This is a genomic window from Sphingomonas sp. HF-S4 (assembly GCF_032911445.1).
Lineage (GTDB): Bacteria > Pseudomonadota > Alphaproteobacteria > Sphingomonadales > Sphingomonadaceae > Sphingomonas > Sphingomonas agrestis.
In genome coordinates this window covers 1,434,914-1,448,475 of the sequence record NZ_JAWJEJ010000001.1, presented here as the reverse complement: position 1 = coordinate 1,448,475, position 13,562 = coordinate 1,434,914, and the positions used below count along the sequence as shown (strand labels likewise).

The 13,562-nt window shown below is 65.4% G+C and carries 10 protein-coding genes; 6 read left to right on the top strand and 4 right to left on the bottom strand.

Annotated elements, in window-relative coordinates; genetic code table 11:
- Window positions 1-15: 15 nt before the first annotated feature.
- The 3 genes from hppD to RZN05_RS06165 all read right to left on the bottom strand — a co-directional run bounded on the left by hppD (window position 16) and on the right by RZN05_RS06165 (window position 2,985).
- Window positions 16-1,056 carry a 4-hydroxyphenylpyruvate dioxygenase gene (gene hppD / locus RZN05_RS06175; RefSeq protein WP_317225743.1) on the bottom strand — a complete coding sequence of 347 codons (1,041 nt, stop codon included), beginning with the start codon at window positions 1,054-1,056 and terminating at the stop codon, window positions 16-18.
- A 311-nt stretch (window positions 1,057-1,367) separates the two neighbouring features.
- Entirely contained in the window at window positions 1,368-2,714 is a 1,347-nt protein-coding gene (locus RZN05_RS06170) for an FAD/NAD(P)-binding protein (protein ID WP_317225742.1), read from the bottom strand.
- 4 nt (window positions 2,715-2,718) lie between these two features.
- Window positions 2,719-2,985 (bottom strand): DUF6356 family protein, encoded by a 267-nt coding sequence (locus RZN05_RS06165; protein WP_317225741.1) that lies wholly within the window; start codon window positions 2,983-2,985, stop codon window positions 2,719-2,721.
- A gap of 99 nt (window positions 2,986-3,084) precedes the next feature.
- Between RZN05_RS06165 and RZN05_RS06160 the strand changes: the two genes are divergently transcribed.
- Both RZN05_RS06160 and RZN05_RS06155 read left to right on the top strand, forming a co-directional pair.
- Window positions 3,085-4,758: an MFS transporter gene (locus tag RZN05_RS06160; protein WP_317225740.1), complete on the top strand. Its 1,674-nt coding sequence runs from the start codon at window positions 3,085-3,087 to the stop codon at window positions 4,756-4,758.
- Window positions 4,759-4,838: 80 nt separating this feature from the next.
- Entirely contained in the window at window positions 4,839-6,038 is a 1,200-nt protein-coding gene (locus RZN05_RS06155) for an alginate export family protein (protein ID WP_317225739.1), read from the top strand.
- Between the two features lie 115 nt (window positions 6,039-6,153).
- On the opposite strand, the gene RZN05_RS06150 is transcribed toward RZN05_RS06155, so the two are convergent.
- Complete coding sequence (locus tag RZN05_RS06150) at window positions 6,154-8,466, bottom strand: ATP-dependent helicase (RefSeq protein ID WP_317225738.1); 2,313 nt, start codon at window positions 8,464-8,466, stop codon at window positions 6,154-6,156.
- Window positions 8,467-8,620: 154 nt separating this feature from the next.
- Here RZN05_RS06150 and RZN05_RS06145 point away from each other — a divergent pair, with 154 nt between their 5' ends.
- The 4 genes from RZN05_RS06145 to RZN05_RS06130 all read left to right on the top strand — a co-directional run bounded on the left by RZN05_RS06145 (window position 8,621) and on the right by RZN05_RS06130 (window position 13,449).
- Entirely contained in the window at window positions 8,621-10,135 is a 1,515-nt protein-coding gene (locus RZN05_RS06145; RefSeq protein ID WP_317225737.1) for a hypothetical protein, read from the top strand.
- 121 nt (window positions 10,136-10,256) lie between these two features.
- Window positions 10,257-10,409, top strand: a complete 153-nt coding sequence (locus RZN05_RS06140; protein WP_317225736.1) for a hypothetical protein — start codon at window positions 10,257-10,259, stop codon at window positions 10,407-10,409.
- A 60-nt stretch (window positions 10,410-10,469) separates the two neighbouring features.
- Entirely contained in the window at window positions 10,470-12,110 is a 1,641-nt protein-coding gene (locus RZN05_RS06135; RefSeq protein ID WP_317225735.1) for an inorganic phosphate transporter, read from the top strand.
- An 82-nt stretch (window positions 12,111-12,192) separates the two neighbouring features.
- Window positions 12,193-13,449: a fibronectin type III domain-containing protein gene (locus RZN05_RS06130; RefSeq protein WP_317225734.1), complete on the top strand. Its 1,257-nt coding sequence runs from the start codon at window positions 12,193-12,195 to the stop codon at window positions 13,447-13,449.
- The last annotated feature ends 113 nt before the right edge of the window (window positions 13,450-13,562 follow it).

Below are 13,562 nucleotides of genomic sequence, written 5' to 3'. Positions count from 1 at the left end.
AAACTAATCCGATAGTTACGCGTCGACCTTGATCACCCCGCGGCGGATCTGGTCGAGCTCGATGCTTTCGAACAGCGCCTGGAAATTGCCGTTGCCGAAGCCCTCATTGCCCTTGCGCTGGATGATCTCGAAGAAGATCGGCCCGAACATGTTCTCGGTGAAGATCTGCAGCAGCAGACCCTCGCCATTCTCGACGCTGCCGTCGATCAAGATGCGGTTCTTTCGCAGCCGCTCAAGGTCCTCGCCATGCCCGGGGACGCGCTTGTCGACCAGCTCGAAATAAGTCTCGATCGTATCCTGCAGCTTCACCCCGCGGGCACGCAGGCGCTCGACGGTGTCGTAGATGTCGTCGGTAGTCAGCGCGAGGTGCTGGATGCCCTCGCCCTGATATTCGCGGATGAATTCCTCGATCTGGCTGGCGTCGTCCTGGCTCTCGTTGAGCGGGATGCGGATCGCCTTGTCGGGGGCGATCATCGCCTGGCTGAACAGCCCGGTGGCCTGGCCCTTGATGTCGAAATACTTCTGCTCCTCGAAGCCGAACAGCGTCTTGTAGAATTCGCTCCACACCCGCATCTGGCCGCGGCGGACATTGTGGGTGAGGTGGTCGAGCAGGTCGAGCCCGACATTGTTCTCGGCCTCGGCCGCCTGCCAGCCGGGGACTTCGTCCCAATCGGCGTAGAGGTTGGTGCCGTCCTGGATGAAATAGAGATACGATCCGCCGATGCCCTCGATGACGGTGTCGTCCTCGGCAGTGCGCTTGGCGCCGTGCTCGAGCGCCCAGGCCATCGCGGCTTCGGGATCGGCAACGCGGAACGCCATCGCGCTGGCCGAGGGACCGTGCGCGGCGCGGAACTCGGCGACTCGGCCAGTCTCGTCACGGTTGAGCATCAGGTTGATGCGGCCCTGCTTGTAGCGCGTGATGTTCTTGCGCGGGTGCCGGTGGCTGGCGACGAAGCCCATCTGCTCGAACTGCCGCGCCATCGCCTCGGGGTCGGGCGACGTGAACTCGACGAACTCGAAGCCGTTGAGGCCGAGCGGATTGGCTGAATCGGTCATGGCGCGGGAAATACCTTCCCGGCCAGATAGTGTCAATTGATACTAATAAGGGTTTTCAGCGGTCGGATGATCGCTGGAAATGTAGGATTTCTTCTGCTTACGTTTCTCCTGTGGGCGAGTCTGCGGCACATCACATTCGGATCGAATGGTTGACTCGCAAATGCGCGAACGAGTCAACCGCGTGGCGCTTGACTCGACCCGTCAAACGGCAAGAACCACGTAAATCCGGGCTTTTTCCAGCCAACCAAATGGTTGGCCGTCTTGACCTTGCCAACCTTATGGTTGGGAACCCGTCTTGCCCGCTCCGATCGTCAAAGCCCCTCGCCACCCACCCAATGGGCGTTGGAGAGGCGGCGGGCGACGTTCCAGGTCTGCGTCCGGATGTCGGGGACGGCGACGATCTCCCAGAACGCGCCGCGGGTCATCGGGCCGAGCGCGTAGAGCTTGGCATTGGGTTGCCCGTCGGCGGCAATCGTCTGGCCCTGATTGTCGACGTCGATCCCGAGATGCGCGGCGTCGGGGCGGATCAGCCCGCGCGCGGCGAGCTTCTGGAGCAGCGGCTCCTGGGTGCGGGCCAGGTCGCCCAGCGGGCCCGTGCAGTTGACGATGCGCTGGGCGCGCAGCGTCTCGGCCCTGTCGCTGCCGCGGCGGCGGAAGCCGACCTCGATACCCTCGGGCCGCTCCTCGAACCCCAGCGTCTTGCCGGCGATCACCTCGAGCTGGCCGCGATCGATCACTGCCATCAGCCGGGCGTAGACCTCGGGCGCCAGCCGGTGGCGATGGACGTCCCACCACGGCCGCAGGTGCCGCAGGAAGCGCCCGCGCTCGGCCTCGCTGGCATTGCCCCACATCGCCTGGGTGAACGGACGCAGCTCGTCGACGGCGTTGCGCCAGCCCACCGCCTCGCCGCGGTCGCGCACGCCGCGGAGCAGGTGGGAGGCCGTGGTGGCGGGCCGCTCGCCGATCTTCTGCCAGTCGCTGCCGGGCGCATGCGAACGGGGCAGCAAGCCGCGCCGCGACAGCGCGACGATGCGCCCCTTGAACCCCCGGGCGTCGAGCAGCAGCACGACGTCGATCATGGTGAGCCCGGTGCCGATGATCAGCACCGTGTCGGTGCTCGACAGGTTCTCGGGCACGCCCGCATCCCACGGGTCGCCCTTGTAGCGCTCGGCCGAGAGGCGCTCGGGATCGAGTCCAGGCGGATCGTGCGGCGGCAGATTTCCGACCGCAAGCACCGCGGCATCGGCGTCGAGCGTGCGGTTGCGCAGCGCGACCTTCACGCCGCCGTCCAGCGTGATATCCTGAACTTCGTCGCGGAGCAGCGTCAGCCGTCCACTCGGATCCCTCAACGCCGCTTCGAGCAGTTCGCGCAGATACTCGCCGTAGGTGACGCGCGGGATGAACGCCGCTGGCGCGTCCGGCACCCCGAGGGCTTCGAGCCAGCGAACGAAGTGCGAAGGGTCGTCCGGAAAGGCGCTCATGTTGCTGGCGCGTACGTTGAGCAGATGGCTCGGATGCGCGGCGCCATAGGCCAGGCCGGTGCCGGCGACCGGCGCGCGCTCGATCAGCGTGGCGCGGGGCCCTTCGTGGCGGAGCAGGTTGATCGCCTGCAGCGTCCCCGAAAACCCCGCGCCGATGATGGCGACATGCTCGATCACCGGGCTAGATTTCGTATTCGATCTGCCATTCGGGCTGCTGGAACGCGGGGCGCTCTTGCGAGAAGGCAGGCTGGCGCGCCTTCATCTGGCCGTAGAGCTTCTTGACCGTGTCGCTCGCGGTGCGCGCGAACAGATTGGGCAGCACGGCGTGGACCAGGCAGGCGGCACCGCCCAGGATCATCGAGATGCCGAAGCGCGACGCGGTGGCGGCATGCTCGCCATAGCTCTCGCCGACGCTGCGCGGATGAGAGAGGAAGAGACGGTCGATCATGTCTCCGTTTACCCCGATGCGCCGCCGCTGTGAAGCGCGAGGGGTTTGCAGCCACGTCCGCATGTGGTTTTGGTAGCACCATAAGAGGGGGAGCGATTCATGGCCGAGACTGCGGGGATACCCGAGCACCACCAGGCGACGCAGAACGAGAAGCTGGTGATCGCTGCCTCGTCGCTCGGCACCGTGTTCGAATGGTATGATTTCTACCTTTACGGCCTCCTCGCAACGATCATCTCCGCCAAGTTCTTCTCAGGCGTCAACGAAACCACCGCATTCATCTTCGCGCTCGCCGCCTTCGCCGCGGGCTTCGCGGTCCGTCCGTTCGGCGCGCTCTTCTTCGGGCGGATCGGCGATCTCGTCGGTCGGAAGAACACCTTCCTCGTCACCATGGCGATCATGGGCCTGTCGACCTTTACCGTCGGCCTGCTGCCCAGCTATGCTAGCATCGGCGTCGCCGCGCCGGTGATCCTGGTCGCGCTGCGGTTGGCGCAGGGCTTGGCGCTTGGCGGTGAATATGGCGGCGCCGCGACCTATGTCGCCGAGCACGCCCCCAACAACAAGCGCGGGCTCTACACCAGCTGGATCCAGACCACGGCCACCTTGGGTCTGTTCGCGGCGCTGCTGGTCGTGATCGGCACGCGCTGGATCATCGGCGAGGCGGCGTTCGCCGACTGGGGCTGGCGCGTGCCCTTTCTGATCTCGATCGTGCTGCTCGGCGTGTCGATGTGGATCCGGCTCCAGCTCAACGAGAGCCCGGTGTTCAAGAAGATGAAGGAGGAGGGCACGACCTCCAAGGCGCCGCTGACCGAAGCGTTCGGCCGCTGGCCTAACCTCCGCCTCGTGCTGATCGCGCTGTTCGGCGCGGTCGTCGGCCAGGCGGTGGTCTGGTACACTGGGCAATTCTACGCGCTGTTCTTCCTCGAGAAGACGCTCAAGGTCGATGGCTGGACGACCAACATCCTGATCGCGATCGCGCTGGCGATCGGCACGCCGTTCTTCGTGTTCTTCGGCTGGCTGTCGGACAAGATCGGGCGCAAGCCGATCATCCTCACCGGCTGCGCGATCGCCGCCGCCAGCTATTTCCCGCTGTTCGGCCTGCTAACCGAAGCGGCGAACCCGGCGCTGGCGCACGCCCAGCGCACTGCGCCTGTAAGCGTCACCGCCGATCCGGCCGAATGCTCGTTCCAGTTCGATCCGATCGGGGGCAACAAGTTCGACCGTTCGAGCTGCGACATCGCCAAGGCGTTCCTCGCCAAGCAGGGCGTCGCCTATCGCAATATCGAGGCGCCGGCAGGGACCAGCGCGGTGGTGCAGGTCGGCGCGCGGCAAGTCCCCGCTTATGATCCTCGCAAAGACCCGCTCAAGGAGAGCGCGGTGCTGGCGGTGGGCATCGCCGACTTCCAGGACAGCGCCAAGGCGGCGCTGGCGGAGGCGGGCTATCCCGCCAAGGCAGATCCGGCCCGGATCAACCAGCCGCTGGTCGTCGCGGTGCTCACCGCGCTCGTCCTGCTGGTGACGATGGTGTACGGCCCGATCGCCGCGATGCTGGTCGAGCTGTTCCCCAGCCGCATCCGCTACACCTCGATGTCGCTGCCGTATCATATCGGCAACGGCTGGTTCGGCGGTTTCCTGCCGGCGACGGCGTTCGCGATGGTCGCGGCGACGGGGGATATCTATTACGGCCTTTGGTATCCGGTGGTCGCCGCGCTGGTGACGCTGGTGCTCGGCCTGTTCCTGCTGCCCGAGACCTACAAGCGGTCGATCGACGATTGACCTGCGGCACCCCGCAATTTCGGTGGAGTCGAGCCCGGCCTGGCCGGCTTGCGTAACCGAAGCTTCTGGAAGGAGTCCCCATGAGAATCGCAATCGCCACCGTGGCGGCGCTCGCCGCGGCAGGCCCGGCCTGCGCACAGGACGTCAAGGCGCTGGCCGAGGCGCGGCTGCGCTACGAGCATGTCGAGCAGGACGGCCTGCCACGCGACGCTGATGCCGTGACCGCGCGCGTCCGCGCCGGGGTGCAGGTCTCCGAGAGTGGCTGGAGCGCACTGGTCGAGGCACAGGGCAATGTCGCGCTCGACGATCGCTATTATGATGGGCTCCATGGTGCAGCGACTCGGCCCCAGGTCGGAGATCCCGAGAATGTCGCACTCTACCGCGCCCAGCTTCAATATCGCTCGGCGCCGCTGACCGTCACCGCCGGGCGCCAGCGCATCGCGCTCGACGACGAGCGCTTCGTCGGCAATGCCGCGATCCGCCAGAATGCGCAGACCTTCGACGCGGTGCGCGCCGAAGTGGTGCCGGCGAAGGGGCTCAAGCTGGATCTCAGCTATGTCTGGGACGTGCGCACGATCTGGGGCGTCGAGGGTAATGGCGCGCGCCAGCCGGGCGTCGGCGGCGACAATGTCTTCGCCAATCTCAGCTATGCCACCCCGGTCGGCACGCTCACCGGCTTCGCCTATCTGGTGGATCAGGACGAGGCGGCGGTGCAGGGCTTTCGGCTTTCGAGCCAGAGCTATGGCGTCCGCCTAGCCGGAGCGCAGTCGTTCGGCGGCGGCGTGAAGCTCGCATACCAGCTCAGCCATGCTCGGCAGTCCGACTATCACCGCAACCCGAACGACTATTCTGCAAGCTATTGGCTCGCCGACGCGGCGTTGGAGCTGCGTGGATGGAAGCTGGGGGGAGGTTATGAGGTGCTCGGCGCAGATCGAGGTGCCGCGCTGACCAGCTTCCAGACGCCGCTGGGCGCGGTGTTCAAGTTCCAGGGCTGGGCAGACAAGTTCACCACCACGCCGCCCGACGGCATCCGCGACCTGTATGCCAGTCTCGGCTATGGCTGGAAGGCGATCGGCCCGCTCAAGAGCGTGAGCCTGCAGGCTGCATATCACCGCTATGAGAGCGACCGACTTGTACGCCACTATGGCAACGAGATCGACCTGCTCGCCACCGGCAAGCTCGGCAAAACGGCGGTTTCGGTGCGCTATGCCGACTACCGCGCGGACCTGTTGCTGACCGACACGCGGAAATTGTGGTTGCAGCTTGATTGGGCGCTCTGACGTCTGAGCGCAGAAGCCGACGCGTGTGCGTATCCACTTCATCGAAGCGCATGGCTCGGCCCGGAATTATGACGGGAGAGTTTTTGGGGAGCACATTGGGATCACGAGAGCCGATCTATCCTTCCGCGGTCACAAAACTATCCATGACCCGCTTCCTGCCTGCCTGCTCGAAATCGATCTCAAGCTTGTTGCCCTCGATCTCGGCGATCAGCCCGTAGCCGAACTTCTGGTGGAACACGCGCTGCCCGACCGACAGATCCGCGCGCGGCTTGGCACCGAAGCTCACGGCACTCGCATGGCTTTCCAGCACCCGCGCGGGCTCGCGCGAGAAGGTGCGCGGGGTGAAGCTGCCACCTGGATTCTTGGCGTCGACGCCCGCGGCGCGCTGCCAGCCGGGGCCTCGCCCCGTGCCGCGGCCGACATCGGCGAAAGGATCAGCCCGCTCGGACCAGTTGGCGCGCCATAGCGATTCGCCGCCGGTCATGCTGGTCTCGCTCTCCACATGCTCGCCTGGCAGTTCGGCGACGAAGCGGCTGGGGAGCGACGAGGTCCATTGTCCGTAGATGCGACGATTGGCGGCGTGGAGGATGGTGGCCTTTCGCCGGGCGCGGGTGATCGCGACATAAGCGAGGCGGCGTTCCTCCTCGAGGCTGGCGAGGCCGCCTTCGTCGAGCGCGCGCTGTGAGGGGAAGATGCCTTCCTCCCAGCCGACCAGGAACACCGTGTCGTATTCGAGGCCCTTTGCGGCGTGGATCGTCATGATCGTCACCTTGGCCTCGTCGGCCTGCGCCTCGTTGTCCATCACCAGGCTGACATGCTCGAGGAACGCGGTGAGCGACTCGTATTCCTCCATCGCGCGGACGAGTTCGTTCAAATTCTCAAGGCGGCCGGCGGCTTCGGCGGTGCGATCAGCCTGCCACATCGCGGTGTAGCCGCTCTCGTCGAGGATGATCCGCGCGAGCTCGGGATGGGGGAGGGTGTCGCCCATGCTCCGCCAGCGAGCGATGTCGCCGATCAGGTTGCCAAGGCTGCGGCGCGCCTGGGGCGTGAGCTCGTCGGTGTCGAGGATGCGCGCGCCCGCGGTGGTGAGTGGCAGGCCTTCGGCGCGGGCAAACTGGTGGACCTTTGCCAAGGCCTTGTCGCCGAGGCCGCGCTTGGGGACGTTGACGATACGCTCGAACGCCAAGTCGTCCGACGGCTGGGCGACGACGCGGAGGTAGGCGAGCGCGTCGCGGATTTCCTGGCGCTCGTAGAAGCGGAAGCCGCCAATGATGCGATAGGGCAGCCCGATGCTGATGAATCGATCTTCGAACTCGCGCGTCTGGTGCTGCGCGCGGACGAGGATCGCGACGTCGTCGAGGCTGGTGCCGCCGCGCTGGAGGCCCTCGATCTCCTCGCCGACGCGGCGGGCCTCCTCGGGGCCGTCCCAGATGCCGAGCACCTTGACCTTCTCGCCCACGTCCTTCTCGGTCCACAGCGTCTTGCCGAGGCGGCCGCCATTATTGGCGATTACGCCACTGGCGGCGGCGAGGATGTGTGGCGTGCTGCGGTAGTTCTGCTCGAGCCGGATCACCTTGGCGCCGGGGAAGTCCTTCTCGAACTTGAGGATGTTCTCGACCTGTGCGCCGCGCCACGAATATATCGACTGGTCGTCGTCGCCGACGCAGCAGATGTTCTTCCGATCCTGCGCGAGCAGGCGGAGCCAGAGATACTGGACGCTGTTGGTATCCTGATACTCGTCCACCATGATGTAGCGGAAGCGGTTCTGATACAGCAATAAAACCTCGCGATCGGTCTTGAGAATCACGAGCATGTGGAGGAGCAGGTCGCCGAAGTCGCAGGCGTTGAGCGTACGCAGGCGGTCCTGGTACGCGGCGTACATCGCCTGGCCTTTGCCATTGGCATAGGCCTCGGATTCGCCGGCGTCGATTTCCTTCGGAGTAAGCCCCTTGTTCTTCCAGCTGTCGATCAGCCCGGCGAGTTGGCGCGCGGGCCAGCGCTTCTCGTCGAGATCGGCGGCGGCGATGAGCTGCTTCAGCAGTCGGAGCTGATCGTCGGTGTCGAGGATGGTGAAGTTGGACTGGAGCCCGACCAGCTCGGCATGGCGGCGGAGCATCTTGGCGCCGATCGCGTGAAAGGTGCCAAGCCAGGGCATCCCCTCGACCGCGTCGCCGACCAGCCGGCCGACCCGCTCGCGCATCTCGCGCGCGGCCTTGTTGGTGAAGGTGACCGAAAGGATCTCGCTGGGATAGGCCTTCCGCGTGAACAGCAGGTGGGCGAGGCGGGCGGTGAGCGCCGCGGTCTTGCCCGTGCCGGCGCCTGCGAGGACGAGGACGGGACCTTCTGTGGTGAGCACGGCATCGCGCTGGGGGGCGTTGAGGCCCCGCAGATAAGGTGCGTCGTCGGGGGAGGGCGCGGGAAGAGTCATCGGCGAACAAGTAGGGAACGCGCGCGGCGGGGGCAAGTTGCCTCGTGCCCGCAGGTTGCGCGGTGGCAGGCGGAGCGAACTTGCGCTAGCCTTTGCAGACATAAGGGCGCGACTCGCAAGAAGCGGGGCAGTATCGGCAAATATCGGGGGCGATATGGCGCAAGACGTGGCCGACGAGGGCGGCGATATTCAGGACTTCATCCTCGCGCGCGAGCTGGCCGAGGTCTATCTGCTGCTCGATCACATATCGTCGACCCAGGCCAAGAGCGTGCCGATGATCCTCGACGACGATCCGGTGTTCGGAACGTCCGAGGCACAGATGCAGCGGGGCTGGATCGAGCAGATCTGCGAGATCGCCTGGCCGCCGCGACCCGAGGATCGACCGAGCGCGCGCGAGGAGGCGCGCAACGCCGCCAAGCTGATCCGGGCCAAGGATCTGCTCAACAATCGCGCCTTCCCGGCGACTGGGGCGACGATCGCGTTCACCGTAATGATGGCCGGCGAGGCGGGCAACGCGATACGGCTGCCCTGGTGGCGGCGGATCCTGGTGCGGCTCGCGGGGTACGATCCCGAGGCGCGGCGGCGGCGCGAGGCGGGTGAGGACGAGACCGGTATCGGCTGGGCCAGCCAGCGCGCGCCGTCGCGCGGCGGGCTGGCGGCGCGGGCCTATCCCGCGCTGGCGGCGAGCGCGCTCTTCTATCGTGCGCTGATGTACGCGCTGCTGCTCGGAATGGTCGGCTGGCTGACCGCGACGTGCTTCCTGTCATGGGACGTGGCGACGGGGAGCGCACTGCTCAACCGCTATAACAGCCTCGAGGCGCGGATCGTCGACCTGCGGAAGGCGGCGGTGCCGGGCGATCCGGCGTCGCCGGTGCCGATAGTCGGCGAGACGTCACCGCTCAGCGCCCCCACGGACGAGCGGCCTGCGCCGGCGCCTGCGCAGGCAGGAGGCGCGCAGACGGAAGGCGCAGAGGCTGGCGACCCACCCGAAACGGCGCCTGCCGCGGCGCCCGATACGGCTACCACGCGCGACAATGCCAATCGCAGCGATATCGAGCGTGCGATCGCCCAGCAGGCCGCTGCGGCGCGCAACCTGCGGAAATGGCTTGATGCGGGCGGGCCGCTCCGGCGGTTTTTGATCGCGCTGATGGGCGGCGAGAATTGGGATAAGCCGGCCGAGGCCAACAGCATACCGCTCGACCGCGCCGAACTGCTCGACGTCCATGTCGAATGGGCGGCGGTGGCGCTCGGCATCCTTGCCAATTCGGTGCTGCCGATCTTCTACGGGCTGCTCGGCGCGGGCGCGGCGGTGGTACGCAGCGTATCGGCGCGGATGCGCGAGAGCCTGCTCTCGCCACGCGACATCGTGCTGGCTTATGTCCGACTGGCGCTCGGCGCGGTGATCGGCGCCTGCATCGGGCTGTTCGTCACGCCCGACGGGACGCAGCAGGGACAGCAGGGGCTGCTGGGACCGATCCACATGTCGGCATCGGCCTTGTGCTTCGTCGCGGGGTTCGGCGTGGAGGGCGTGTTCCAGGCGATGGAATCGCTGGTCCAGCGGCTGTTCAACCTCGACCCCGCCAGGACTCCGACCCCTGGCACCCCCGCGGCAGATGCGACCAAGCTGGTGATGGTGTCGCCGTCGGTGGAGAGGCCGCCGGCGGGCTAGGAGCTATCTTGTCGGCGCGGGCGAACCTCAGGCAACCGCTTGGCGTGCGCCCTGCGGTCGCGCTATGGCGCCGCCGTGGGAGACAGGCATGTGGCGTAACCGGAAACTGAGGCTAGGGATCGTGCTCGCGATCGCAGTGATCGCGACCTATGTCGCGTGGCGGACGAGCCAGCCCGAGGCGCAGCGGCCGCCGTGCGAGCCGGGGCGGCAGGAGCAGAAGGACGCCGGCGGGAAGGTGGTCAAGGTCACGCGGACGACCTGTTTCGAGAAGTGATCCACAGCTTCGAGACGCGGCTGTCATCACTTTGTCACGAAGCCGGGTCAGGGGCGCGATATGGCGACGCTCGCACTGGACCAGGCACCCACGGCCGAGACGCCGCGGGCCTCGCGATTCGACTATAAGCCCCATCCGCTCGCCAAGCTGCTGTTCGCGGCGCTGCTGGTCGGCGGGATGGCCTATGCCGGGTGGAGCGTGCTCGCCGATACCCGCGGGGTGGGCGAGGAACTGGCGCTCGGGGTGTTCGCCTTCCTGGCGCTGGCGCTGCTGATCGCCTTGGGGTTCGAGTTCGTCAACGGCTTCCACGACACCGCCAACGCCGTCGCCACGGTGATTTACACCAATTCGATGCCCGCGCACTTCGCGGTGGTGTGGTCCGGCTTCTTCAACTTCCTGGGCGTGATGTTCTCGAGTGGGGCGGTGGCCTATTCGATCATCACGCTGCTGCCCGTCGATCTGATCCTCAACGTGGGCTCGGCCGCGGGCTTCGCGATGATCTTCGCGTTGCTGCTTGCCGCCGTCCTGTGGAACCTGGCCACCTGGTATGTCGGGCTGCCCAATAGCTCGTCGCATACGCTGATTGGATCGGTGCTAGGCGTCGGCTTTGCCAACCAGCTGCTCCAGGCCGGGTCGCGTGGCGGCACGGCCGGGGTCGACTGGAGCCAGGCGCAGAAGGTACTCACCGGTCTGTGGATGGCGCCGCTGATCGGCTTCGGCGCGGCGATGCTGCTGCTGTGCGTGATGCGGATGCTCGTCCGCCGGCCCGAGCTCTACAAGGCGCCCGAGGGTGACAAGGCGCCGCCCACCGGCGTGCGCGCACTGCTGATCTTCACGTGCACCGCGGTCTCTTTCAGCCACGGATCGAACGATGGCCAGAAGGGCATGGGGCTGATCATGCTGATCCTGATCGGATGCGCGCCCACCGCCTATGCGCTGAACCGCACGCTGCCGACCAGCGCGACTCCGGCGTTCGTTCAGACCGCCAACACCGCGACCGCGGCTTTCGACGCGCGCAGTGGCGGGATCGAGATGGCGCCCGACCAGGCCCGCGCGATGCTGACCAGCGCGCTCCAGCAGCGCAAGGTCGAAGGTGCGCCGGTCTATGCCGCGCTCGACAGCCTTTCGATGGACCTGACCCAGCGCGTTGCCAGCTATGGCTCGCTTAGCCAGGTGCCCGCCGAAGCGACCCCAAATGTACGCAACGACATGTATCTGGTGCTCGATACCACCAAGCTTGCGCTGAAGAAGCCCGAGGGCTTCCAGCCGGCCGAGTTGAGCGCGATCAAGGATTATCAGAAGAGCCTGGAGGCCGGCACGCGCTTCATTCCGCTGTGGGTGAAGGTGGTCGTCGCGATCGCGCTGGGGCTCGGCACGATGATCGGCTGGAAGCGGATCGTGGTCACCGTTGGCGAGCGGATCGGCAAGCAGCACATGACCTATGGCATGGGCGCGACCGCCGAGTTGGTCGCCGCGGCGACGATTCTGAGCGCTGACCGCTTCGGGCTGCCGGTCTCGACCACACATATCCTGTCATCGGGCGTGGCGGGTGCCGCGGTGGCGAACGGGCAAGGGCTGCAAAGGCGCACGATCCTGCAGCTTGCCGCGGCGTGGCTGCTGACCTTGCCCGCGGCGATGGCGCTGTCAGGCGGGCTCTACTGGCTGATGCTGGGCGCCGTTAAGGCATGGGGGCAGGGCTGATCGAGCCGATAAGATATTATTTTGTATTTCGGCGAAGTCCCGGATGATACTTCCGATTATTAAACGGTCGGGGGGTTCGGTGTTGCGCAAGGCGATTTTGTTTAGGGCGGTGGGGATGATAGCCGCTATCAGTGCTTTGCCTGGTTGCGACTCGGGTGGATCGACACCGGCGCCTACGCCCACCCCGTCACCATCGGCCACCTCAACGCCAACCCCGATAAACACCAATCCGCCGACTGCGCCTGGTAAAGTCACCGTAGATTCCTACACGCACAACCGGGTTACGCTGTCTTGGACTGCGGGTACCGACGACGTGGGTCCGGTCCGATATGCGATAATTCGCAGTGACAAACCCCAAGATCTCGCGATCGTTTCGGACCTGACTTACACCGACACCACCGCGCAGCCGATCAATTTCTATACTTACAATATCTTATCGGTCGATTCATCTAACAACCGATCTGCCGGAGATCTCAGTAGCGCCGAAGTTACAACCTTGCCGACTCCGACGCCGACTTGTCCAGAGACGACTGTTGGCTATCCCGGTCCGGGAGGAACGGGACAGACAGTTGGCTTCCAGGGAAGTGAATCGGCGCTCAAGCCGGTCGGGCCTGACAATCTTCCGGCGGGTACAAGTTGGGAGGCGTCGTCGGGTATCCTCACGGTCAAACAACCCAACGTACACCTCACCGACGTGATCGTGCGCGGCGGCATCAAGGTGGTCGCCAAGGGGGTGTTTACGTTGACCAATTCGGTGATGGAGTTCCAGAAGAACGGCCAGGGTTTCGAGTGCTCAGGCGACAACGTCTCCAGCATTTCCGAATGCAGACTCACCGGAAATACCTTCCGCAGGGCATCGGACTCGCTCACCGGCAACCGCGTTGCCGCGGGCGATACCAGCATCATGACGGTGCGGTGCAACTATCTATCGGGTACTTCGCTGAGCTTCTCCGAATCGGGCAGCCGCATTCCTGTTAACTATAACTGGATCGACGGAAGCTTCGGGATATACAATACCACCTTAACGATTACGCACAATCGCGGTCAAATCTATAGCATGGAGAGCAAATATGGCGCCTCCTTTGCGAAGATGGATGGCAACTATTTTGGCGGAAGAGACGGTGTGCTTCGGACGCTTTGGTTTAATGGCGTACTGGAGATATTCCGCAATAACGTAATTGCGCGGCCCAATGCGGCCGTTGATTATTGTGCGATCAACTATGCGCTGAAGAACAGGATAACCGACGCCACGAACAACTTTGTCGGCGACGCCTTGGGCAACGCAACCAGTACGCCGCTGGCCGTCCCCGCAGCCTGCCGCGAATTCGAAGTGATGTGAGGCCATTGCCCGGGATCGTCAGACCCGGGCAATAGCCTTTTCGATCGCGCGCGCCGCGATTTCCTGGTTGAACTTCACGCCCCTGCCATTGGCATGCAGATCGGCTCGGAAGT

What these genes read in the sequence shown, in the direction of transcription:
- RZN05_RS06155 (WP_317225739.1), top strand. Translation starts at nt 4,839, where the DNA reads ATGAGAATCGCAATCGCCACCGTGGCGGCGCTCGCCGCGGCAGGCCCG.
- RZN05_RS06135 (WP_317225735.1), top strand. Translation starts at nt 10,470, where the DNA reads ATGGCGACGCTCGCACTGGACCAGGCACCCACGGCCGAGACGCCGCGG.
- hppD (WP_317225743.1), bottom strand. Translation starts at nt 1,056, where the DNA reads ATGACCGATTCAGCCAATCCGCTCGGCCTCAACGGCTTCGAGTTCGTC.
- RZN05_RS06150 (WP_317225738.1), bottom strand. Translation starts at nt 8,466, where the DNA reads ATGACTCTTCCCGCGCCCTCCCCCGACGACGCACCTTATCTGCGGGGC.
- RZN05_RS06160 (WP_317225740.1), top strand. Translation starts at nt 3,085, where the DNA reads ATGGCCGAGACTGCGGGGATACCCGAGCACCACCAGGCGACGCAGAAC.
- RZN05_RS06145 (WP_317225737.1), top strand. Translation starts at nt 8,621, where the DNA reads ATGGCGCAAGACGTGGCCGACGAGGGCGGCGATATTCAGGACTTCATC.
- RZN05_RS06165 (WP_317225741.1), bottom strand. Translation starts at nt 2,985, where the DNA reads ATGATCGACCGTCTCTTCCTCTCTCATCCGCGCAGCGTCGGCGAGAGC.